Genomic DNA, 24,698 nt, shown 5'->3' on the forward strand with positions numbered 1-24,698 from the left:
AACAGCAAGTTTTTATAACGGGAGATAAAGTTATGTTTGAATCATATAGAAATGTACTAAAAAGAGGCGGTTCGCATCTGGTCACATCACTCCGTGACGTCATCTTTGCAGTTCTGAGCGGAATTATACTGGGATTTGTCGGAACTGCTTTTTACTATGGAATGCAATTTGTCACACGCACAAGATTACAGCATCCATGGCTGATCTTTCTGCTGCCGGGAGCAGGTGCCGCCATCGTGGGATTGTACCAGCTGTTACATGACGAAAAGGACACGGGAACCAATCTGGTACTGTCCGCCATCCACTCCAACGAAAATATCCCACTGCGCATGGCACCGTTAATCTTTATTGCCACCCTGCTGACACATTTATTCGGCGGTTCCGCCGGTCGTGAGGGTGCTGCCCTGCAGCTTGGCGGAAGTATTGGAAATTCCCTTGGAAAACTTTTTCACTTTGATGAAAAAGACCAGCACATTATGATCATGTGTGGTATGAGTGCTGCTTTCTCCGCATTGTTTGGCACACCGCTGGCTGCTGCGATCTTTTCCATGGAAGTGGTCAGTGTCGGCATTATGCATTATTCCGCACTGCTGCCATGTGTCATCGCATCACTGACCGCTCACGGTGTGGCAGCCGTCTGTGGCATTACACCGGAAATCTTTCCGATCAGTTCTATTCCGGCATTTGCACCGAAAACCGCTCTGATCATCGGTGTATTTGCTGTGTTATGCGCGGTGGTCAGCATCTTATTTTGTACGATCCTGCACAATGCAGAACGTCTGTATAAACGATTTTTTAAAAATCCATATCTGCGGGTAATTATTGGCGGATGCATCGTCATTGCACTGACGCTGTTGGTGGGTGATCAGACCTATAACGGCACCGGTATGAGCATTATTGCCAGCTGCATGGAAGGAAAACCGGTCTTTCCACTGGCTTTCCTATTGAAAATGCTCTTTACTGGTGCCACGCTCGGCGCCGGTTACAAAGGCGGTGAGATCGTCCCGACTCTCTTTATCGGAGCAACCTTCGGAACCTTTTTTGCAACCGTTACGGGATGTTCCATTCCGCTGTGTGCCGCTGTTGGCATGGGCGCGGTATTCTGTGGAGTTACCAACAGTCCCATCACTTCCCTGCTGATCTGTTTTGAGCTGTTTGGATTTGAGGGAATGCCGTATTTTCTGATTGCGATCGCGCTGAGTTATATGTTGTCCGGATATTATGGACTGTATAGTAGTCAGAAAATTATTTATTCTAAGTATAAGACAGAATATATTAACCGAAAAACACATTAAGACAAAAAAAGCCGATGGAAGCGCACCTGCTCCCACCGGCTTTTTTCACATACCTTTTTCTATAACTGCTTTACATTTTCCTTACAGAATGCAATTCCATAATACAAAACATCATTTGGATCGTCATTTTTTTAACCATTTGCGTTTTTTACAAATTTAACAAAGAAAACTGATCTCCGGCATACTGCCGCAACCGTACCAGCAGTCTCTGATGTTCTTCCTTCTCCAGATGTGGATCTTCCTTCATCAACACCGATACCTCGTAAGATGCCTTACTCAGCACGTCTGCATCCTGAAATACATCTGCTAATTGGAACTGATAATCTCCACTCTGGCGAATACCAAAGAAATCACCCGGTCCACGCAGTTTCAGATCTTCACCGGCGATAAAGAAACCGTCATTTGATTTATTCAAGATCTCCAGACGTTTGTTTTTTGTCTGCTGCTCTTTGCCTTGCATCAAAATACAATATGACTGCGCATCACCACGACCGACACGACCGCGCAGCTGATGAAGCTGAGCCAAGCCAAACCGTTCTGCATTTTCAATCATCATAACAGTAGCATTTGGCACATCCACGCCAACTTCCACTACCGTTGTGGATACCAGAATCTGGATTTTGTTTTCCTGAAATTCCTGCATGACAGCATTTTTCTCATCCGGTTTCATTTTTCCGTGCAGCATACCAACTTTGATATCGGATGGAAAAATCTGCTGAAGCTGCGCCGCATAATCCAGCACGTTTTCGCCTTCTGCCAGTTCACTTTCTTCTACCAGCGGACAAATGACATACACCTGATGTCCGGCACGGATCTCTTTTTCCATAAATTTATATGCTGTCTTGCGATAGGACGTATTCACCACACAGTTTTTGATCGGCAGCCGCTTCGCCGGAACTTCATCGATCACGGAAATATCCAGATCACCATATAAAATAATAGCCAATGTTCGTGGAATCGGCGTCGCGCTCATAACTAGAATATGCGGATGCGAACCTTTTAAAGAAAAAGTCTCTCTCTGCTTTACACCGAAACGGTGCTGCTCATCGGTAATAACCAGTGCCAGATTCCGATACTGTACTTTTTCCTGAATCAACGCGTGAGTTCCCACGACCAAAGCCGGCTGATCCGACTCTAATACTGCATACGCTGCGCGGCGGGCTTTCACGCCCATGGAACCAGTCAATAACACAACCGGGATATCAATGCCGTTCACTTCCAGAAACTGTGTCAGTTTTTCATAATGCTGCTGCGCCAATACTTCCGTAGGCGCCATAATCGCCGCTTGATAACCATTGTGCGCCACTTCCAGCATTGCCAGAAAAGCGACGATGGTCTTACCGGAGCCAACATCGCCCTGTACTAATCGCTGCATGATACACGGTTCCCGCAAGTCAGAGCGAATCTGTGCTACTGCACGCTTCTGTGCGCCGGTCAGCTCATAAGGCAGACCGTTCATCAGATCTTCCACAAAGGAATCCTCTGCGAAAGTAAACTCATTTTTCAGCTTCTGGGTATTCTCTTTTGACAACTGCATACTGAGCAAAAAGAAGAAAAACTCATCAAACACAAAACGGTTTCTGGCAATGATACAGTTTTCTTCGTTTTCCGGAAAATGCATGTTTTTTAAGGCAAAGTTGTACTCGCTTAGATGATTGCGGATGCGGATATCCTCTGGTAAATATTCCATTTCCAAGGGAATCTCTTCCATGGCTGCATGCACTGTTTTTACAATTAAATTATTAGTGACACCTTTGGTCAAACTATAGTGTGGCTGCAATGTCTTTTGCAACGCCTCATACTGTCCCAAACTGAACATCTGGGGCTGCTCCATGGTAAGCCGATCATCTTTCTGGTTGACTTTTCCATAAAAAACGTACCATCCGCCGGGACGGATCAGTGATCGGATATAAGGACTGCGAAACCAGATCAGACGCAGGGTCCGATTCTCGCCTTTCAGATCCAGCAAAGCCACCTGCTGGCGGGAATGGGTATTGACGGTGGGTGTCTTTTTCACACACACATACAAAGCATTTTTTCTGCCCTCCACCACCTGATCTACGTCACACAGATCCGGATATTTTTCATAATCACGGGGAAAATATAGGAGTATATCACCAATGGTGTATACTCCTAACTGTTGAAATAACTGTTCTGTTTTCGCCCCGATCCCTTTGATTTCACGAACAGGGGAATTAAGATTCATACGAACTCCTTACTCTACAGAAATAACATAATAGTAGATCGGCTGACCACCGAACTGTACTTCTACTTCGCAATCCGGATAAGTCTCCTCAAAGTATTTCTGTAATGCATTGACAGCTTCCGGAAGTACTTCCTCTCCATAATAAATGCAGATGAAGTAAGACTCCTCATCGATCATCTGGGCTACCATATCTTTGGTAACATCCTCACGGTCTGCACCGACAGAAAGGATGGAGGAATCACCGATTCCCATGTAGTCGCCCTCTTTGATCTCTTTGTCATCAATGATGGTATCGCGGACTGCGTAAGTAACCTGTCCGGTTTTTACAGCTGCGATTGCTTCCAGCATGTTGTCTTTATTTTCCTCCGGGGACTGCTCCGGAATGAAGTTGATCATTGCGGAAATACCCTGCGGGATGGTCTTTGTCGGGATGACAATAATATCTTTATCCTCTACCAGAGATGCTGCCTGATTTGCTGCCAGCACGATATTTTTATTGTTCGGAAAGATGAAGATATGATCTGCATTGACATGATCAATGGCATTTAACATATCCTCTGTACTTGGGTTCATAGTCTGTCCACCTTCGATCAGATAGTCCACGCCAAGTCCGTTAAATACTTCGTTGACACCCTCACCGATGGAAACTGCAATAAATCCCATGTCTTTTTTCGGACCTGCGGCTGCTTTTGCTTTTTCTTCTACTTCTTTTTCCTGCTCTTTTGCAAGTTTCTCTGCGTCTTTGATCAGTTTTTCCTGATGTTCTTCGCGCATGTTGTCGATCTTGATACGGCTTAAGGAACCAAAAGTCAGTGCTTTCTGTAATACCAGTCCCGGATCATTGGTATGTACGTGTGTTTTAACGATCTCCTCGTCTGCCACCAGTACAATGGAATCACCCATGGACTGTAAGAATGCACGGTACTCGTCCTCTTCTGCCTCGGTCAGCGGTTTATTTAATACAATGATAAACTCGGTACAGTAACCGAATTTAATCTCTGCTTCTGTCTGTGCGGAGATTTTAACCACACCGGAAGATGCCGGAGCAGCTTCGATGGTATAATCAATCTCTTTGCCAAGAAATGCATCCTGTGCACCTTTCAGAACTTCTACCAGTCCCTGTCCGCCAGAATCCACAACACCTGCCTGTTTTAATACCGGAAGCATCTCCGGAGTCAGGGCAAGTACACGCTCTGCCTCTGCGATAATAGCGGCAATGTACTGCTCCATGTTGTAATTGTCATCACAGGAAAGCTCCAGTGCCTTCTCAGCTGCACCTTTGGCAACGGTAAGGATTGTTCCTTCCTTTGGTTTCATAACTGCCTTGTATGCAGTCTCACATGCTTTCTGGAAAGACTCACAAAGAACGATTTTGTCGATCTTATCATAATGCTTGATGGTCTTTGTAAATCCACGGAACAACTGGGACAGGATAACACCTGAGTTTCCTCGTGCTCCACGCAGGGAACCGGATGAAATTGCTTTTGCAAGATCTTTCATTACCGGTTTTTCCACAGCAGCAACTTCCTTAGCTGCGGAAATGATCGTCATGCTCATATTTGTACCGGTATCACCATCCGGAACCGGGAACACGTTCAGCTCGTTGATCCACTCTTTCTTTGCTTCCAGATTCTTCGCTCCCGCTAAAAACATTTTTGACAGAAGCGCTGCATCTATTGTCTGTATATCCACACTCAATTCCTCCTTAATCAATGACTCTGACACCTTCTACGAAGATATTGATCTTCTCGATCTTCATGCCGGTGAATTCTTCCACTTTATATTTTACTGTGGAAATCAGATTATCTGATACGGTGGAAATACTTACACCGTATGATACGATCACATGGAAATCTAATGTGATCCGGTTATTCTCTTCAATCTTTACAGAGATACCATGATGAAGATAATCCTTTTTTAACAATTTTACAAGACCATCTTTCATATTGACAGCTGCCATTCCTACGATACCAAAACATTCTACGGCCACAGAACCGGCATAAGTTGCTACTACTTCCGAATCTATACTAACCGTTCCAAGAGAATTTTCAAACTGACCTCTCATACTTGCTCCTCCACGCTTCTTATTTTCAGGCAATGTTTCTGCATCAGAATACATAAAATATACCCTTACTTTCAAAATGCAGTCTTACCCATATTTTCATATATGCCTTATTATACCCATTTTTTCATAAAAAAGGAATAGTGAAATCAAAAATATATCAAGTTTTCGGAATTTTTTTCATTTTTTTCAAAATAATTGTTGCATTATCGGGATTCATCTGATAGAATACATTTGTTGTGAGTTCGCAGAACATACGAACTTAGTAAACGCAAGGAGGTGCAATCATGGCAAAGTGCAGTGTTTGTGGAAAAGGCGCTCATTTCGGAAACAATGTGAGTCATTCTCATAGAAGATCTAATAGAATGTGGAAATCAAACATCAAGAAAGTTAAATGTAATGTTAATGGTTCTCATAAATCATTATACGTTTGTGCTTCTTGTCTGAGATCCAACAAAGTTGAAAGAGCATAAGAAAAAACATTGAAGTGACTGGCAGAAATCTGCCAGTCATTTTTGCGTTTATCAGACAAACTAACCACTATTCTTTCTCGCTCTGTTTATGCAATTCACCTTATTCCTATTTCACTTGGAGCACTAGAAAGAAAAGCAGATTTCTCAATTCATATAACTTACGCATTTCTCACGATTTACAATATAATGTATAGCCAAGCAGCATAAATCCACTGGCAATTAAAATTCCAACAAAATCATTTGGCATAAACAGCATCACGATCATGCCGATCCCAATCCAGAACAGGATAAAACCTGCCAGTTGTTTGGTCGTTCTGTTACACATAAAAAAGTCCCCTGCACTATCTTATGACAATGCGGGGGATTTTATGACTCTGCTTAATCTCAGGGAAGGTTCTATTCTTCACTGAGATTGAGCATGTCTTTCATCTCTTCAGCAGCTTCTTTTTTTGCCTCTTTTCTGGCTTCCGCCTCTTCCGGATTCTTTTTCTCATCCATCTTCTTCATAAATTTGTCAACAAAATCCGGTATCATGTCCAACAGCTTGGAAATACCATCCTGATTTTTTACGCTGATCAGACGGGTGCTTCCGTTCTGGAGTACAAGTACGGAGCTTGGAGACATTTTTCCACCGATACCGCCGCCGCTGTTTTTCTTCTTTTCTCCACAAAATGCACCGGCGCCCATACCAAAGGATACGTCAACCAGTGGAAGGATGATGGTCTCACCCATCTGAAGTGGTTCCCCGACTACAGTTTTAGATGATACAAATCCATCCATTCCTTTCATCAGAGATTCTACGGTTGTCTGAAATGTATTTTTATTATTCTCTGCCATTTTCCAATACCTCCTGTTAATTTTTCTCTCTTATCCTACGAATCAATGTTCGGATCTTTTCATCCCGCAATAACCGAATGATCAGGATCACCAGATGGATACAGCAAATATGCCCTTTCACATATACCTGTCCCTGAATATAATTATCTTCTGCTTCAAAATCCGGTTCGATTTGAAGTTCTGTCTGATAGAACAACGGAACCATCGCAATCACACCAAGGACCTGACCAGTGTCTGCCGGATTCGATAATCCGAACTTCAGATGACCACTTAGCTTTCGCGGACGGATATGCAGCAAAAACACCTGTAATTTTACCCAAACCGCTGAGATCAGTTCCTGTTCCCGCAAATAACGGATAACTGCCAACACCGTTTTTACTTTATCCAAAATGGATCCTGCTGTTCCATGAGCGGATTTTAATTTTTCCAGAATAGATGCTCTCGATTCATTCGCTTCTGCTTTTTCAGATTCAACAGACTCTTGCCGGACATTATTCTCTGGTTTCGTCTGTTCTGCTTTTTCATAAGTCTCTTTATCCTGTGCCACAGACGTTTCTTTATGGAAACTCTCATCTGCATTTATAGCTTCCACATTTTTCGTTTCCACTTCAATTCTGCCGGCATCCACGTCTGCTATTTTTTCTGTTTTCGTATCATTTCCACTGGCATCCTCAGCTAACGTCTTCTCAGACTGATTTTCCCTGCTGCCAGCTTCTTCCTGCTGTTTTCGAAATGCCTCTCTCTGCTGTGCCCGTGCTTCACGGTCTGCCTGTTCCTGCTGTGCCTCTTTCTGTCTCTGACGCGTCTGTTTTTCCCGCTTTTTTGCTTCTTTCTTCTGCTGCTTTAACAGCTTTTTGCGGGCTTTTTCCTCTTTCTTTGCTTTTCTGGCGGCTACTGCCTCCGGATCGGTAAAATCTATCACAAACCAGAGGATCTTCAGCACTGCATGTGCCTTTTCTTTCCACCGAAACTCAAAGCGAATCAGCTTTGCCAACCAGTGGATCCGGACTTTATAATCCATCTCATCGATATTGGCATCTGCCTCGTAAAAAACTGGGACAAACAGGATCACTGCCAGGACTCCCAATATCACACACAGTATGATACCGATTATTTTCAATATAAGTAAAAAAATCATCATAGGCCGGTCCCCTCATCCGAAGTATTTTTCCGGTCGATCTGCAGATAGGACGCAATATCAAAATTGTGTTGCTCCCGATATACTTCATCCACGATCTTCCGGATCAGCTCTAAGGCACCCGCCCGGTCACCTGCCATGCCTATAATGCACAACTGCTCCCGTGGATACCGGCTCTGCCGTAACAGAATACTTGGTATCAGCTCCAGAACGGCACCTGCACGATCTGGAAGATGAATGAGATATACCCCCTTATGCGCTGCTCCATGCTCAATCTTATATTTTAACCGATTGGTATGGCGCATACACTTCCTGTCCAAATATAAGTGTTTGTACCAAAACATAAATCAGATCCCTCATTTTTATTTTCGTCTGATATTTTCGCTAATATGCAAACAGAATTAATAAAACCATCTCATTTGTAAAGATCGTTTTACTAATTCTGTCTCTTCCGGGTTCTAGAAATACTTCTTGGTTCCCCACAGATTACTCCGTTTCAAATCAAGATATTCATTGTATGCTTTTTCCAGAATCTGTTTCTCATTTGCAAATTTTAACAGATGATAAGCCTCGTGGTATTTGTAGTAACCGGAATCCACAAAATACTCTTCGCGCTGCGGTTTACTGTAATAACTGTCAGCCATCATCAGGTACCAGTGTACCTGTTTTTCTACAGTATCTTCGGGAACTGTAAATGTATACTGGCTCTTTCCAACATATTTTATGATAGAGGCATCTACGCCAGTCTCCTCTCTCACTTCTCTTGCAGCAGTATCCTTATACTCCTCACCGGCTTCTACCGTTCCCTTTGGCAAAACCCAGCCTTCATATTTGTTACGATAATTTTTATACAGCAACAGAATCTTTCCACGGAATATAACCACACCGCCACAGCTGGTTGCTTCAATCATTGCAAGCCCTCCCGATGCGGTCTCAAATCTGATTTTAAGTATACGCCTTTTGGAGTTAACTTGCAATACCTCGCCCATTTTTATTTATTGAAATATACGTCAAAAATCTGTTTTGTCACCGGTACGGCAGACTGGCTTCCGGAACCGCCATCCTCTACAATTACCGCAATGGCAATGTCATTATAGCCTTCTTTTGTTCCATAACCGACAAACCATCCATGACTGTCACCGGCACTGTTGTACTCTGCTGATCCGGTTTTGCCATAGGCAGTGTAACTCTGACCATTTAACGCCTTTCCGGTTCCATTTTCCACAACACCGCGCATATAGTCCTGTAAAAGCGCTGCATCCGATTCAGAGAGCAGCTGACCATACTCTTTTTCTTTGTAGTTTTTCACATGCACACCACCGTCATTTTCCACATAATCCACAACATAAGGCTCCATGGCAACTCCATTGTTGGCAATGGCAGATGCTACAAATACCATATGAAGTGGAGATACCAGCGTATCACCCTGACCGATGGAAGTCTGCATAATCTTGCCTTTATCCGCATCCTTTGACAGAGTAAAGCTACTCTTGCTTCCTGAAAGCGTACCCGGCAATTTCTGATTAAAAAGCATGTCATTACACAATTCCTGAAACTTTGTAATATTCAAAGACAGTCCAATATTGGAAAAGGACGTATTACAGGAATTTGCAAAGGAATCCTTCAAGTTCTCCTGACCATGAACGGATTTGTGATAACAGTGAATTTCATTGCCATCCACGTTCAATTCTCCCTCACAGTTGAAACTGTAATCCTGATAGTTTGGATTCTCATGCACGTATTCCAATGTTGTAAATATCTTAAAGGTCGATCCCGGCGGATACAGACCGGAAGTTACACGGTTTAACAACACACTGCTACTGTTATCCGACACAATATCATCCCATTTATCTGCCAGCGTGTTCGGATCATAGTCCGGTTTTGACACCATGGCAAGGATTTTACCTGTCTTTGGCTCCATGACAACCACAGCTCCGTCCCGGTCACCCAAAGCATCATATGCCGTCTTCTGAACATCATAATCCAGTGTTGTCACCAGTGTATCTCCGGTATTTTTCTCATTTTTCAGATCATTGATAATCTGTGTCAGGAAAAAGGAATGGGAACGAAGCAGGTTGAAATTGTACTGTGACTCCAGACCGCCTTTTCCATTATTCATATAACCGACCACATGGGCGAACATCCTTCCATATGGATATTCTCTGGTCTCGCTGCCATCATCATTTACAGTCGTTTTCGCAAGTACCGTGCCATCTGCTGCCGTAATATCTCCGCGTACCACATGCTCTGCATACAGATCCAGACGGGAATTATAAGAGCTGTTGATGATACTCTCACTTTTTACCAGCTGGAAATAAACAAAATATCCGATCATACCGATAAAAATTGTCAGAAACAGATAGGTAATGATCAGAAATTCCAGATTTCTGCCAGTTTTACCAGATTTCCTCGATCTCGTCCTCATCGAACCGTGAGGACGCGCCGCCTCGCGGTCTGCCTGATCCAGATTCATGACCTCGATACCCTGTCTGACCCGATTTGATCTTTGGCTTTTGCTGTGACCGGACGCCGTTGACTTTCTTCTTGCTGTAGTCCCTCTTTTGTTTTCGTCCTCGACTCTTCTGCTCATTCGATTCTCCTTCTTCATCCTGTCTCATAATATACAGTCCCTGAATAATTGCAAACATAATGATCGTACATAATATGGAACTTCCTCCGTAGCTGACCAGCGGAAGTGTCAGACCGGTAGACGGGATAAATTTGATGACACCGCCCACGTTCAAAAACACTTGCACGCCGTACACACAGCCAAGTCCCAGTGCGATCAGCTTATAAAACTGATCCCGGATCTGCATCGCAATATTCAAAAACATCAAAAAGCAGCTAAAACAAACAAGCACGATACACACGGCAAAGGCACCGCCCAGTTCCTCAGAAATGGACGCAAACACGAAATCTGATGATCCAAGTGGAATCTTATCCGGCATTCCCTGATACAGTCCCATACCAAACCATCCGCCGGTTCCAATGGCAAACAATGCCTGTGCCACCTGCCATCCGCCGCCATGAATGGAGGCAAAAGGATCTTTCCATGCTTCGATTCGCACCCGTACATGAGAAAACAGCTTAGAACCTGCCAGTGCTGCCAGACATCCTACGCCCAGTCCACCAAAAAAGTAAACCGGTTTCCGGGTTGCCACATACAGCATTACCACATAGGTCAGGAAAAAGATCAGTGCCGCTCCCAGGTCGGTTGACAGTACCAGGATTCCCACATGGACAGCTGCCGCAACGGTCGTAATACACACCTGTCGAAAATCTGTTGCTTCATAAAGCATACATGCCACGAAAAATACAAATATAATTTTTACAAATTCTGACGGTTGCAACGTAATACCAGCTACCGTGAAAGAAAGATGTGCACCACCGCTCATTTTTCCAAGCACCAGAACGATACCAAGTGCTACTACGCCGACCGCACAGTAAAACCAGGTAAATTTTCGTAAAAATTTTAATTTTCTTACCAAAATCGGAACAAACGCTGATACCACCGCCGCCACCACTGCAATCTCAAACTGACGGATGGCATTTTCAAAATTGAGTCTGGTCAGGATAATAAATCCTACTAGTAACAACATGCACATGTGATTGACAACCAGACGCGCTGCCCGCTTGTATATGATCCGGTAGATCAGGAATAAAAACAGCACAAACAGCACCTGTGCACCGTAAAAGATCAGTATTTTAAAATCCTTTGTCACCGCAAACAATACCATAAAGGCATCCAGATGGATCAAAAACATGCAGGTTGTCTGCGCTTTGTACATCCGTTTCTGCCGTTCCTCATTTTTTATTACCAGTACCACATAACTGTACCAGGTATAGATTGCAAAAAGAATGATCATCACATATTTGGACAATTCTGTGATCAAATGTATCATATCTGCTCCTTAACTTCTCTTCTAATCCACGCCACGGCGGAAATGACCGTTGGTGTAAGTTCCTTCCTTCGGCGGCTGAATCTTCCTGCCTGACCGGAAAGCATCTTCATATTGCTGTAAAATCCCATGCATCTGCTTTGCTGACTCATTGCGAAAAACAATGCGATGTGCGCCAAAATCCAAACCGCTAATTTCATCCGCATGATGTAAAAGATACGTTGGCTGGCTGTTGTAGATTACATTGTAGCAATGGGTACAGTCCCGCTGCACTTCAAACTGCTTCTGATAACGATCGTTCAAATATAACCGCTGCGACTGCTTTCCAGATTCTTTTTTCTGCTCCCGGATACAGGACGCATAATTTTTGTATACACACTGTGCCGAAATCATCAACGGTGCATAACCGTAAAGCATTAACTCTGCCTGTTTATTCTCCATATGAGCCAGTTCTTTCCGGTTCAGCTCCATGGATGCAGTATAACCAGCGAATCCATCTGCCATAAAATCTACGGCTGCCTCATTGGAAAATACATACAGTCCTGCATCTAATGCAAGCTTTTCTGCCGGAAGATATAACTCTTCCCTAGCAAAACCTATGCCGTCGTAACTTCGTACCCAGATGCGGTCAAACTGTTTTAACACAGATCCCTGTTTTCGCAATAATCCTTCCGAATTTTCCCGCAACACATAAGGGAACGCATAACCTGCCTGTTTTCCGGCAGCATGGATCTCTTTTACTGCTGCTTCCAGATTTGCAAAACCTTCCAGCGTAACCATATCAATTGTCTGATTTTCCAGAACTGCTCCCAGATGCTGCAAAGCAGAACCGGTCAGCCATACATTTAACATTGGCTTATCACCGCTGCCAATTGCTCCATTCTGCTTCATTCTCATTCCGTCAGTTGATCTCTTTTTCAGTGTCACCACTTCATTTCTTCGCCAGCTGCCAAGTACCGCTTCCTGTAACTGTTCCAGCGCATTTCTGCGAAGCTCATTGATCTGTCCCACCGGTACAAACAATCCATCCTCCAGATCGATTTCCAGATGCTGTACGTAAAATGGTGTATCTCCTGTTTTGGAAAGTCTCTTTCTTAATTCATCCTTTGACAGTGGGCGATTCTGTGCCGTTCCCGGGATTTCACCGGTCACACAGACTTTTTTATCACTGTGGGATTCTGCCTCTGTGTCGTTCACGGATAATGCTGCCTCTAACTGCATTGGTTCCCCGGCATGAAATACAGCTTTTAATTCTACCGGAACTTTTGTCTCTTCCGGTGCCTGATAAGCCGCTTTCGCTTCGTTGCTGCTGTGGGAAGAATCTGTCAGTGTCATCATGGAACGACCGTTTCTCATATCATAGTAACCCGCCGTAAAACCATTTCGATTACCAAATGCCAGCAGACGCTCCATATCTGCATCCTCAACCCGGTAATGTTCCGGACATGATTCATACAAGTCCAGATATTTCCGGTAAATAGAAGTAACACCTGCCGCATATTCCAGCTTTTTCATACGTCCCTCTATCTTAAAGGAATAAATACCGCTCTCACATAACTGTGGAAGCTGTGAGATCGTACACAGGTCTTTTGGACTTAACGGATATTTCTCTTTCTTATGTAACAAATTGCCACGCTCATCGGTTACCTGATAGGCCAGACGGCAAGGCTGTGCGCAGCGTCCGCGGTTTCCGCTTCGTCCGCCAAGCATACTGCTCATCAGGCACTGACCGGAATAACAGTAACAAAGTGCACCATGGATAAAACTTTCAATCTCCACTCCGGTCTCATCATAGATTCGACGAATCTCTGACCGGGATAATTCACGGGCAGTTACAATACGCTCTGCGCCGTGTTCCACCAGAAACTTTGCCCCGGACACATTAGATACTGACATCTGTGTGCTTGCATGTAGTGCAAGTTCCGGAAAGTTTCTATGAACAAACTGAAACACACCGTAATCCTGCACAATGACTGCATCTAATCCATGCTCATACAACGGCTTCAGATAAGAAAACAGCTCCGTTTCAATTTCTTTATTTTTTAACAGTGTATTGACCGTCAGAAATATTTTTTTTCCGCGCATATGTGCAAAATCCAAAGCTTCCTGAATATCATTCTGTGTGAAATTTTTAGCAAATGCCCGGGCACCGAATTTGTCACCGCCCAGATAAACTGCATCCGCTCCGGCATTCAGCACTGCTTTGCATATCTCCAGCGATCCCGCCGGGGATAATAATTCATGTTTTCTCATTCCTGATGTCCTTCCAGTCTCTCAAGTCTTACTTCTGTCTCTGCCAGTTCCTGTCGCAGTTCTGCCAGTTCGTTCTCTTTCAGACGCAGATCTTCCTCTAACTGCTGAATCTGATCCTGTGCTTTGATCAGTTCTTCTGCAATATTAATATGAATTAGTACAGGTTTCAGATCTGCCGGCAGACAGCGGTATTCATCCTTATCTTCAAACTCCTGAAGTACATGGTTGACACAGGACGCGATACGCTGGATGTGTGTCTCATCATCCGCACCGCCCATTGTCAATACTTTTCCACCAATTGCCACCTGTACCATTGATTTTTTTGTCATGTTTCTTTCCCTCTGTTTTAACTCACAGTCAGTATTAGATTCCTTTAAAATGCTCGATTGCCAGTGCGGTCGCCACACGTCCTTTTGGCGTACGGTTTAAAAATCCATTTTTTACCAGATACGGTTCGTATACATCTTCGATCGTACCGGAATCTTCTCCAACCGCTGCCGCCAGTGTTTCAAGTCCCACTGGTCCTCCACCAAACTTCTGAATAATGGTTAACAGAATCAAACGGTCATTCTTATCTAGACCACAGCGATCTACTTCCAGCAGATCTAGGGCAAAAGAAGCTACTTCTTCTGTGATCACCCCATCGTATTTTACCTGTGCGAAATCACGGACACGTTTTAACAGGCGGTTTGCCAGACGTGGCGTTCCTCTGGAACGTTTTGCCAGCTCTGCGGCACCCTCTGGCTCGATCTCCACACCAAGTTTTTTTGCCGATTGTTCAATAATCGTCTGCAATTCCTGTGGCGTATAAAATTCCAGATGCTGGATTACCCCAAAACGGTCTCTCAACGGTGCTGATAACAGTCCTGCACGGGTAGTTGCTCCCACCAATGTAAACTTCGGCAGATCCAGTCGGATGGAACGGGCGGATGCCCCTTTTCCGATCATGATATCAATGGCATAATCTTCCATCGCCGGATACAGCACTTCTTCCACCTGACGGTTCAGACGATGGATCTCATCTACAAATAAAATGTCATTTTCCTGCAAATTACTTAAAATCGATGCCATTTCTCCCGGTTTTGCGATCGCCGGTCCGGAAGTGATCTTCATATGTACGCCCATCTCATTGGCAATGATACCGGAAAGTGTTGTCTTTCCAAGTCCAGGCGGTCCGTAAAACAACACATGATCTAACGGTTCCTGCCTCTGCCGTGCCGCCTCGATATAGACACGCAGGGTGCCTTTTATTTTTTCCTGTCCGATATATTCCTCCAGAGACATTGGTCGCAGACTGGTTTCGGTCTGCAGATCTTCTTCCTGAATCTGGGTAGAAATCACTCGTTTTTCCATGAATTTCCTCGCTTCAATACACTACATTATTTTATATCCACTGTTTTTTATTCTATAAAACTATACTTTCTTGTACGATTCTTAGTCAAATATATTTGAAACTTATTCAAGAATGCTCCGGCATTCTTGTTGCGAGGTGCGCGTCATGCAATTGCATGACATACTTCAACTGCGCACCTCTGTAATCCTGCCGGAGGCTATATCAGATGGGGGATTGGCTCCCACCACTGATACTAGCTTGTTTCTCACCACCTATAGAGGTGGGAGTCATCTCCCATCTGATATACAATTTCGTTCAAATTAAACAGAACCGATTAAAACAGCGCCATATTTTTTAAAGCTGCCTTCAGTACACTTTCCACATCATCAACCTCTGTAATCTCGATACCGGAAAGCACCTTGGATGCCTCTGTTGCGCTGTATCCCAGTGCCACAAGTGCTTCCGATGCCTCCTTACGGATGCGGTTGTTACTGTTTCCACCTGCTGCCGGTGTCTCCATTTCCTCAAATCCGGTCTCGATGGCAGCTTCCAGATCAATTTTATCCTTCAGTTCAATGATCAGACGCTTTGCAGTCTTGCTTCCGATGCCCGGTGCCTTAGAAATAGTCTTGGCGTCTTCTGCCACAATGGCAAAACGCAGATCATTGGCAGACAATACAGATAAGACTGCCAGTCCGCCTTTTGGTCCGATCCCGCTGACATTGATCAGTAATTTAAACATTTCCAGCTCATCTCTGCTTGGAAAGCCAAACAGGGAAAAGGCATCTTCTTTTACATACAGATAGGTATAAATCTTGACCTGTTCTCCCCGTGCCGGAAGTGCATCCAGCATGCGGGCAGAAATACGGATATTGTAGCCAATGCCGTTATTTTCCACAACGATCAAATCTTCACTGACTTCCTCTAACGTTCCTTTTATATATGAATACATTAAAAACTCCATTTTAGAAACATTTCATTTTCGAATCATTTTCCAGCACGCTTCTTTATTCCGTACTTCTCATATTCAAGTCGAACGCACGTGAGACTTGGTGCGTGATTCTGGTCAGCGCAAGCTGACATCTTCTTTTCAGAATCACTGCACATCCACGCGGAGCATTTATCTCAGTCGGAGATTGAACTCCCACTGAGAAATACTTGTTACTACTCACCACTTGCAGAAGTGGGAGTCTCAACTCAGACTGAGATGAATCTATTTTCTGAAATGCTTCTTTTTTCTTCGTTCTCTTGTTCTACTATTTTGTCTGGGTATCAAACTGGGCTTCTTCCCCGTCTTCCACTTCCACCACGACTTTATTTGGCAGGCACACGATGGTCTCCCCGTTGGAAGAAATTGCATGCTGATTTACACAGAGTTTGTCCGGACAATCCGCAGAGATCATATCTGCTTTTCCATTTTCGATCACAAGGGTATTTGTCACCGTTCCTTCTGCGTTTTTTATCTCGATTTTCTGCGCTTTTTCTCCTGTCGTATGCAGGTCATAAGTGCCGTACACGCTTCCGTCTACCGTTACTTTGACCTGTCCGCCGGGTGTACTTTGCATTTTCTGAAACACAAAATACCCGATCACCGCTGCCACAAAGATAATGACCAGTAATAAAATCTCTTTTTTACCGACTTTTTTGTCCATGCTTATGCCCTGCTTCCAATATAATAGAAACCTTTACATTCATCCAGACGCACCGGAATGATCTGTCCGATCAGTTCCTTTCCTCCAGGGAAATGTACCACACTGTTGTTGCCAAGTCGTCCAGTGAGCAGACTGTCATCCTGATGGTTGACACTCTCTACCAGTACATCCTGCACCTGACCGGTCAGGCGTGCAGATTTTTCTGCTGCAATCTCCTGTACTTCTTTTAACAGACGGTCAAAACGTGCTTTTACCACGTCTTCCGGCACCTGATCTTCCATTTTTGCTGCCGGTGTACCGGTACGTTTGGAATAAATGAACGTAAATGCGCTGTCGTAACGCACTTTGCGCACTACATCCATAGTCTCCTCAAAATCTTCCTCGGTCTCACCCGGGAATCCGACAATGATATCTGTGGTCAGTGCAATATCCGGAATTGCTGCACGTATTTTATCCACCAGCGTCAGATACTGCTCCTTGTCATAATGACGGTTCATAATTTTTAACAGACGACTGCTGCCGGACTGCAATGGTAAATGCAGATGTCTGCAGATTTTCTTTGATTTTGCCATTACTTCGATCAGTTCATCGGAAAGATCCTTCGGATGAGAAGTCATGAAACGGATACGCTCCAGTCCTTCGATCTGCTCGATTTGCTCCAAAAGCTGTGCAAAAGTGATCGGCTGATCCAGGTTCTTTCCATAGGAATTCACGTTCTGTCCCAGAAGCATAACTTCCACAACACCATCTGCCACAAAGTTCTCAATCTCACGGATGATCTCCCGCGGCTCTCTGCTTCGCTCCCGTCCTCTTACATATGGAACGATACAATAACTACAGAAATTGTTGCAGCCAAACATGATATTGACACCGCTCTTGAAACGGAATTTACGTTCGTTTGGAAGCTGCTCTACGATCTGGTCTGTATTTTCCCATACATCCACCACCATCTTTTTATTCTCGATGGAATGCACCAGAAGTTCCGCAAATTTGAAAATATTATGTGTGCCAAAAATCAGGTCTACAAAACGGTAGCTCTGTTTGATCTTTTCTACTACTTTTTCTTCCTGCATCATACAGCCGCAGAGTGCGATCATCATATGTGGATTTTTCTTCTTATATCCGTGCAGGTAGCCAAGACGTCCGTATACTTTATTGTTTGCATTTTCACGGACGGTACATGTATTGTAAATAACAAAATCTGCATCCTCGGACTCGGACTCCTGATAGCCGATGGCATTTAAGATACCACATAATTTTTCGGAATCTCGGGCATTCATCTGACATCCGAATGTATTGACGCAGAACGTCATCTTTCTGCCTGTTTCTTTCTCCATCTGTGCCACCAGCATACGTGCCTTTGCGATGAAATAATACTGACGCAACGGCTCCTCTGACGGCGGATCCAGTGTCAAGTCGATCTGATTAATAAAATGTTCTATTTGCATATATTTTTCCTTATCTATTCGTATTTTTCACGCAAGAACAAATGTTCCATCACCGTGAACTGAATAAGTATAACACACCTTGCTTTCTTTTTTCAATAGTAATACACATGTACGGATCTGTGCATTGCTGCCAGTACCGCCTGTAGCCGCTTGATCACATTCTGACGTACCGAAATCTCAAAAGGCAATTCTTTTGTTGTATAATCTTTATTGATAGCTTTTCCGATAAACAAATTTACCGTCGTACAGTTTTCCATCAGATAGCATGCCAGACGGGTAGCACCGTTATCCCGGCTCAGTTCATCAAAAAATTCTTCGGATACATCATCCTGCTGATAGCGCTCCAGCAGTTCGATTGTTTTATTTAAGGTAAGAACACCTTCCGTTACCAGATCGATACCCTCGATTTTTGCTGTTGGCGGAATTTCCGGATCAAGCACACCAACAGAAGTGATCAGACGCCGACCAAGCTCTCTTGCCACAATCTGGCTTGTGATACCGCCAGACACGATCTTGATGCCTTCCTGCTTCATAAAATCCTGTACCATGCGGGCATCATCTTTTTTCTCCAATGGTGGTCCCGTCAGGATATTCACAATCTGCTCCTCCGTGATCCGTGCCACAGCAATGGTCGTATCATCACTGCATACGCCACCGTAAAGATCCGCACAGGCACGGTTCATCTGTTCCGCTAACTGCGCCGCTGTCCTGGTTTTTGCCGCGCTGGATTCACAACACCCTGCCAGCGCATTCCAGTCCCATCGGTAATTCATAATATCTCCAGTTCCACAATACAGACATCCGTCACTCATGATCGCCAGTGCATCTCCGGGTAACGTCTGAAAACGACATTCCCGGATTTTCTTTCCTTCGATCTTTCGATAGGAAAAAGGCAGCGCTTTTACCTTGCCCTGTCGCACCAGAATACACTCCGGATTATCATACTCCACCACATAAATTTCTCCGGTATAATACACCTGGATAATGCTGAATGTCGAATAAGCCACACCATTCACCGAAGAAAGCGGCAGTGTTTTCGCAATGGTTGCAACTACCTCATCAATGCTCATATCATTGTACATCATAGTTGCAATAATCTTCGACGTCAGAGTTGCTAAAATATTTGCCCGGATACCACTTCCCATACCGTCAGCCAGAATCAGGATTCTGGAATCTTCTTTGTCCACAATCTCTACTTTGTCTCCACACAGTTCTTCTCCGTAGTGGTTCAGACTTTTGTATGCCATATCGATTGCAATCGGTTTCATGTTCCAGCCCCCTTTCTAGCTCTCCAGCAGCGTATCACGCAGCTTAGTCAGAATTGCCTTCGTTTCCGCTGTCGTTTCTCCAAGCAGACCGGCAATCTCCTGTGCCGTCGTCATCTGTTTTTCAATAACGGACTGCGCCATTTTTACCGTATTGAGCTTCTGCTCCAGCATCTGTTCTGCCCATTTTTCCTCTGCCGATACATCCTCAATGATCGCCAGTACACGGTCGGAGGCAGGAATGTATACAATTGTTTCCAGCACGGTCATATGATACGTATCCCATTTACGTTTTACACGCAGTTTATTTTCATGGGTACGATATACTTCCTCAAAATCCACCGTATCGATCAGTTCGTATAAATACATTTTCAGTGCTTCCTGACGGGTGGTATGGAACACTTCTTCTGCCCTGCGGTTAAATTCTTTGATCCGCATCTCTTTGTCAAAAATAAAGATCAGGTTCGGTGTTGTCTCCATAACGACATTTGCCTGGGAACGGGCATTTTCATAGGATCGGATCAGACACATGGCTGCTTCCGCTTTTCCCTGATAGATCGCAATGGCTTTTTCCCGACAGGTCATATAACCACAGGCGCCACAGTTAAACTCTGTCGTACTGTTCCGTTTTCCAATGGTCTTTAAAATAGCCTGAATTTCAGCCTCCGTCGGCATCTTATCCACTACCTGCCGCGGTATATAAGTCCGCTCCAGTTCATCTTTCGGCAAAGTAATATATGCCGGAGGTGCTGCAAGCAGCGCATTATTTTCAATACGCATCGTCGCCTTAAAACGGAATCCTCGCCGCTTGTCTACCCCTGGTCCATTCACGCAGCCACCTGCACACAGATTTAATTCCACAAAACAGTGACTGATGTAGCCACGTTTCATACTGTGCAGGAACTCTCTGCAGCTCTTGATACTGCTGACCGTCAATTTTTTATAAGTCCCCGGTGCGCCACAGACATCCACCGCACGGATGATGCCGTTTGTAATCGGATAGAGCTGATTGACCATCGGATCCTGATTGGCAAAAGGACGGGACTGGCAATGTTTTAGTTCAATTCCTTCCTCCTCCAGCCACCTTTGTAACTCATTAAACTCAATGACCGCATCCACACATCCACGGGTTCTGGCATCTGCTTCCGCCTCCATCTTTTTCGCCACACAAGGTCCAATAAAAACCACTTTCGTATGCTGTCCCATGCGGTCTTTGATCCAGCGACCATGGGCGATCATCGGAGAAACCACCGGTGCCAGATACGGGATCAGCATCGGATAATGTTTTTCCACCAGATAAACGATCGCCGGGCAGCTTGTCACAATGATATTGTCCATCTGCCCTTCCTTCATCAGACGCACATACTCACGGGTTATGATAGCAGCCCCCTCTGCCGTCTCACGCACCTGGGAAAAGCCAAGTTTCATCAGCGCATCCACGATCTGTCCCGGATCTTCATAATCCATCAGTCCCTGATAAGACGGATCCAGGGAAACAACCACATTTTCTTTCTTTTGCAACATACTTTTTACATAAGAAAGATCACTCTCAAAAGTTTTTGCCTCCTGCGGGCAGATTTCCATACAGTGTCCACAGTAGATGCACATATCCGTGACAATCTGTGCCTGCCCGTTTTTGATCCGAATCGCCTTGACATCACAGTTTCTCAGACATTTATAACAATGTGCGCAGTTCGCATCCTGAAAATTAATCACATTCATATCCCTATCCTCCTCTATTGATCTTATTTTACCATTAATCCCCCTTCAAATGAAGTATCAGAAAAACTATTTTTTATAGCAAAAAGGAACGTACCATCCTTTGGATCGTACATTCCTTTCTCTACATTTGCCTGTTTACACTGATATTAATCCTGTAACTCCTGAATCATCTTCCAAAGTGCCTCTGCACTGTTGAAATTTTCCGGTTTTACATACGCTGCCGGTATCACGATATCAAACTCATCACTAATGTCACTGATAATTTGCAGGATATCAAAAGAGTCTAAAATATGATCATCCACCAATGCCTTTTCATTTTCAAAATCTACATCCTCTTTAATATCCTTTAACAATTCCAATAATTCTTCCATGTTACAAATCTCCTTTTCTTATATATTCATTGTATTTATAGTACTTGTTTCTATCGCATCTCTTACTAATGTAAGGGAACCACTCTCATCTTTTAAATAAACCTTTGGCATGGTTCGACTCAAGAACAGATAAATCCCCTCTGTCACAGAATATGCTCCGACATTTTCAAAAGCCAGCGTATCGCCAATTTCCAGATGTTCAAATTCCACTTCTCTGCAGAGAATATCCGATGTTGTACACAGACTTCCGCAGAGACACCAGGTTTTCTTATCCACTGTACCATCCTGCACCATTGCATTTTTATAATGTTTTATAATCGGTGTCTTCATGCCCATCATCTGTCCCAAATAAGTCAGATGGTTCATTCCTCCATCCACAATACAATAATGTGCGTTTCCCACTGTTTTTAAATCTGCAACGTTTGTATAATACGTTCCACATTCCGCTGTGAAAAAACGTCCCATCTCAATGGTCAATTCTACTTTTTGTGCCACTTCATTTAAGATATCTTTCAACTCTTTTACAGGAAATAAAGTATCCGAAAAATCATCATCTGCAAAATAAGGGACTGCAAACCCCGGTCCATATTCCAGTTTTTTTAATTCCAGTCCGAAAAGGTTTCGGATCTCCTCAAATAATTCCAACAGCATCTGAAGTTCTTTTATCTTTCTTTTCGCCCGTTTCCGTTGTGTCCCGACAAAATAATGAATTCCTGTAATATTTAAACTTCTGTATCTGGTTTCCCTGTGCTGCAATATATCAAATAGATCCTCTTTTGCCATTCCAAACTGAGAACCGGCATTCAGGCGAAGGATCACTTCTGCTTTCTGATCTGAATCTGCTGCTTCAAACACTTGCTGGATCAGATCTGCATGACGGATCGATTCCGCTGTAAATATTCCTACTCCGTACTCATAGGCTTCTCTGATATCCGTAATCCCCTTATTAACACCGGAATAAATGATTCTGGATCCATCTACGCCCAGTTTTTTACAAATAGCAAGTTCACCCGGACTGCAGACTTCCAGTTTATCCACACACGTCAACATGGTTGTCACCAAAAATGGATTTGCCTTCATGGAATAACAAAGTGACACTGTTTCTCCGACAATCTCTCTGATCTGTACAGCCCGTTTTTGCAAAACTGCCGTGTCAAACACAAACGCAGGTGTATTACTTTTTAAAATGTCTTGCATGTAAACTCTCCTCATATATCTTCCTTAATTGATTTCTGTCAATCTTTCCATTCTTGGTCATCGGCATCTCTGTAAGTTGCAGAGCCGTATTTGGTATCATATACGGTGGCAATACACCACGTAACATTTTTATCAGTTGCCTTTTTTCGCATGCTCCTGTGTAAAAAAGCAGCAAACGTTCCTTTTCTGTCTCATAAATACAGCAGGATCTGGTGATTCCATCCACGGCATTTACTGCCACTTCAATTTCTCCAAGTTCAATTCTGTGTCCCAGATGTTTAATCTGAAAATCTTTTCTGGAAATATATACAAGATTTCCCTGTGCATCATATTTTGCCAGATCACCGGTTCTGTAAATCCGTTCATCGTATCGATGATTCAATGGATTCTGCACAAAAACCTGTGCCGTTTTATCCGGCGCATTATAATAGCCCAACGCCAGTTCTGAGCTGCTAACGCAGATCTCTCCGGCTTTTCCTGCTTCCGTCACCCGCTGATCTGTCTCATCCAAAAGAAATACCGCTTCATTTGGGAAAGCTTTTCCGATAGGGATCACATCGGTCAGTTCATATTCGCGTTTGGAATCAAGCACATAATACGTGCAGTTACAGGTAACTTCCGTTGGTCCGTACAGATTTACGAACATTGCCTGCGGCAGATATTTTTTCCATACCCTGTAATGTTTTATCGGAAGTACTTCTCCGCTAAAAAGGACTTTTTGAACAGTAGCCGGTGTGCGATAACCAAATCCATTCATGACAGATACAAAGCACATGGCGCTGACCGCCCAGGTAAGCACCGTCATTTTACTGTCTGCCATATAATCCATCAAAGTCGTAGGATCACTAAAATATTCTCTTGGAATGATCTGTACTTTCGCACCGGTCAAAAGACCGGTATAAATATCTTTTACCGATACATCAAAATCAAACGGTGCCTGATTTCCTATAATGTCTTCCTTCGTGATAGCAAAAGTATCTGCATAGATCCGGATAAAATCCATCACCGCTCTGTGACTTACTGCAACACCTTTCGGCAAACCGGTACTTCCACTGGTAAAATTAATATACAAAGGTTTTCGATCCGTATGTTCCGTTCGAATCTGTCTCAAAAGACTCTGATCGATCGTCGCTTCATCCAAACACTTCTCTGCCAGCAAAATTGTCGTTTTCGGAACATCCCCGGCTATTGCATCCAGACACTTTTTCATTTTCTCCAGATTTTCTTCCTTTGTAACGATTACTTCCGGCTGCAGCACGGTTATGATCTGCTGCAGTCTCGCCTCCGGCTGGCGCAGATCTAACAGGCAATATGGACAGCCGGCATATACCGCTCCAAACATAATACTTAAGGTAACACAGCTTTTTTCCATATAAATTGCTACCGGAGCAGTCCCTGTCATCCATTTTCTCAGATAAGTTCCGCCCTTCTGTGCATACATTTTTAACTGAGTAAAGGAATATTCTTCTTTCGGATCTGCAACTGCAATTTTTTCTCCGGACTGTGCTTCCATATGCTCCAGCCATTCTAATACATTCGTCATTTTG

23 protein-coding genes are annotated in these 24,698 nt (G+C 43.9%); 2 read left to right on the forward strand and 21 right to left on the reverse strand.

Features of this window, described 5'->3' with window-relative positions:
* Positions 1-32: 32 nt before the first annotated feature.
* Complete coding sequence (locus DXB15_RS05665; RefSeq protein ID WP_109214424.1) at positions 33-1,295, forward strand: chloride channel protein; 1,263 nt, start codon at positions 33-35, stop codon at positions 1,293-1,295.
* 148 nt (positions 1,296-1,443) lie between these two features.
* Here the strand turns inward: DXB15_RS05665 and recG are convergent, their stop codons facing one another.
* The 3 genes from recG to DXB15_RS05680 are packed head-to-tail and all read right to left on the reverse strand — an operon-like array spanning position 1,444 to position 5,566.
* Entirely contained in the window at positions 1,444-3,501 is a 2,058-nt protein-coding gene (gene recG, locus DXB15_RS05670; RefSeq protein WP_109214423.1) for an ATP-dependent DNA helicase RecG, read from the reverse strand.
* A 9-nt stretch (positions 3,502-3,510) separates the two neighbouring features.
* Positions 3,511-5,193, reverse strand: coding sequence for a DAK2 domain-containing protein (locus DXB15_RS05675; protein ID WP_118702294.1), 1,683 nt, complete (start codon positions 5,191-5,193; stop codon positions 3,511-3,513).
* A gap of 13 nt (positions 5,194-5,206) precedes the next feature.
* On the reverse strand, positions 5,207-5,566 hold the full coding sequence (locus DXB15_RS05680; RefSeq protein ID WP_022036706.1) for an Asp23/Gls24 family envelope stress response protein: 360 nt from the start codon (positions 5,564-5,566) through the stop codon (positions 5,207-5,209).
* Between the two features lie 284 nt (positions 5,567-5,850).
* On the opposite strand from DXB15_RS05680, the gene rpmB reads away from it, so the two are divergent.
* Positions 5,851-6,036: a 50S ribosomal protein L28 gene (gene rpmB, locus DXB15_RS05685; RefSeq protein ID WP_109214421.1), complete on the forward strand. Its 186-nt coding sequence runs from the start codon at positions 5,851-5,853 to the stop codon at positions 6,034-6,036.
* Positions 6,037-6,205: 169 nt separating this feature from the next.
* Here the strand turns inward: rpmB and DXB15_RS17030 are convergent, their stop codons facing one another.
* The 18 genes from DXB15_RS17030 to DXB15_RS05770 form a co-directional block, all read right to left on the reverse strand.
* Positions 6,206-6,361: a hypothetical protein gene (locus DXB15_RS17030; protein WP_177957333.1), complete on the reverse strand. Its 156-nt coding sequence runs from the start codon at positions 6,359-6,361 to the stop codon at positions 6,206-6,208.
* Between the two features lie 71 nt (positions 6,362-6,432).
* Positions 6,433-6,873, reverse strand: coding sequence for a GerW family sporulation protein (locus DXB15_RS05690; RefSeq protein WP_109214420.1), 441 nt, complete (start codon positions 6,871-6,873; stop codon positions 6,433-6,435).
* A 16-nt stretch (positions 6,874-6,889) separates the two neighbouring features.
* A complete protein-coding gene (locus DXB15_RS05695; protein WP_118702295.1) occupies positions 6,890-8,014 on the reverse strand; it encodes a DUF2953 domain-containing protein in 1,125 nt (374 codons plus the stop codon).
* Entirely contained in the window at positions 8,011-8,355 is a 345-nt protein-coding gene (locus DXB15_RS05700; RefSeq protein ID WP_146190158.1) for a hypothetical protein, read from the reverse strand. The genes DXB15_RS05695 and DXB15_RS05700 overlap by 4 nt, the downstream gene beginning before the upstream one ends.
* Before the next feature lie 114 nt (positions 8,356-8,469).
* Complete coding sequence (locus DXB15_RS05705) at positions 8,470-8,922, reverse strand: NUDIX hydrolase (RefSeq protein WP_021739937.1); 453 nt, start codon at positions 8,920-8,922, stop codon at positions 8,470-8,472.
* An 80-nt stretch (positions 8,923-9,002) separates the two neighbouring features.
* On the reverse strand, positions 9,003-10,484 hold the full coding sequence (locus DXB15_RS05710) for a peptidoglycan D,D-transpeptidase FtsI family protein (RefSeq protein ID WP_243115602.1): 1,482 nt from the start codon (positions 10,482-10,484) through the stop codon (positions 9,003-9,005).
* Positions 10,408-11,913: an FtsW/RodA/SpoVE family cell cycle protein gene (locus DXB15_RS05715; RefSeq protein ID WP_118702296.1), complete on the reverse strand. Its 1,506-nt coding sequence runs from the start codon at positions 11,911-11,913 to the stop codon at positions 10,408-10,410. Before DXB15_RS05715 ends, DXB15_RS05710 begins: the two co-directional genes overlap by 77 nt.
* A gap of 21 nt (positions 11,914-11,934) precedes the next feature.
* On the reverse strand, positions 11,935-14,163 hold the full coding sequence (locus DXB15_RS05720) for a peptidase U32 family protein (RefSeq protein WP_118702297.1): 2,229 nt from the start codon (positions 14,161-14,163) through the stop codon (positions 11,935-11,937).
* A complete protein-coding gene (locus DXB15_RS05725) occupies positions 14,160-14,492 on the reverse strand; it encodes a cell division protein ZapA (protein WP_109214414.1) in 333 nt (110 codons plus the stop codon). Before DXB15_RS05725 ends, DXB15_RS05720 begins: the two co-directional genes overlap by 4 nt.
* Before the next feature lie 34 nt (positions 14,493-14,526).
* Positions 14,527-15,516: a Holliday junction branch migration DNA helicase RuvB gene (ruvB, locus tag DXB15_RS05730; RefSeq protein ID WP_109214413.1), complete on the reverse strand. Its 990-nt coding sequence runs from the start codon at positions 15,514-15,516 to the stop codon at positions 14,527-14,529.
* A 314-nt stretch (positions 15,517-15,830) separates the two neighbouring features.
* A complete protein-coding gene (gene ruvA, locus DXB15_RS05735; protein WP_181369406.1) occupies positions 15,831-16,448 on the reverse strand; it encodes a Holliday junction branch migration protein RuvA in 618 nt (205 codons plus the stop codon).
* A 304-nt stretch (positions 16,449-16,752) separates the two neighbouring features.
* Positions 16,753-17,148, reverse strand: coding sequence for a NusG domain II-containing protein (locus DXB15_RS05740; RefSeq protein WP_109216431.1), 396 nt, complete (start codon positions 17,146-17,148; stop codon positions 16,753-16,755).
* Between the two features lie 2 nt (positions 17,149-17,150).
* A complete protein-coding gene (gene miaB / locus DXB15_RS05745) occupies positions 17,151-18,596 on the reverse strand; it encodes a tRNA (N6-isopentenyl adenosine(37)-C2)-methylthiotransferase MiaB (protein ID WP_118702298.1) in 1,446 nt (481 codons plus the stop codon).
* A gap of 92 nt (positions 18,597-18,688) precedes the next feature.
* Positions 18,689-19,864 carry a SpoIIE family protein phosphatase gene (locus DXB15_RS05750; protein ID WP_109215577.1) on the reverse strand — a complete coding sequence of 392 codons (1,176 nt, stop codon included), beginning with the start codon at positions 19,862-19,864 and terminating at the stop codon, positions 18,689-18,691.
* Positions 19,865-19,879: 15 nt separating this feature from the next.
* Positions 19,880-21,583 (reverse strand): [Fe-Fe] hydrogenase large subunit C-terminal domain-containing protein, encoded by a 1,704-nt coding sequence (locus tag DXB15_RS05755; protein WP_109215578.1) that lies wholly within the window; start codon positions 21,581-21,583, stop codon positions 19,880-19,882.
* 146 nt (positions 21,584-21,729) lie between these two features.
* Entirely contained in the window at positions 21,730-21,954 is a 225-nt protein-coding gene (locus DXB15_RS05760; protein ID WP_109215579.1) for an acyl carrier protein, read from the reverse strand.
* Between the two features lie 18 nt (positions 21,955-21,972).
* The gene (locus tag DXB15_RS05765; protein WP_199670975.1) at positions 21,973-23,151 is read right to left on the reverse strand and encodes a diaminopimelate decarboxylase; all 1,179 of its coding nucleotides are present in this window, start codon (positions 23,149-23,151) and stop codon (positions 21,973-21,975) included.
* The gene (locus DXB15_RS05770; RefSeq protein WP_118702300.1) at positions 23,129-24,694 is read right to left on the reverse strand and encodes an amino acid adenylation domain-containing protein; all 1,566 of its coding nucleotides are present in this window, start codon (positions 24,692-24,694) and stop codon (positions 23,129-23,131) included. The genes DXB15_RS05765 and DXB15_RS05770 overlap by 23 nt, the downstream gene beginning before the upstream one ends.
* Positions 24,695-24,698 lie beyond the last annotated feature (4 nt).

It is taken from the genome of Roseburia sp. OM02-15 (assembly GCF_003481835.1).
In the GTDB taxonomy this organism is placed as follows: Bacteria; Bacillota; Clostridia; order Lachnospirales; family Lachnospiraceae; genus Eubacterium_I; species Eubacterium_I ramulus_A.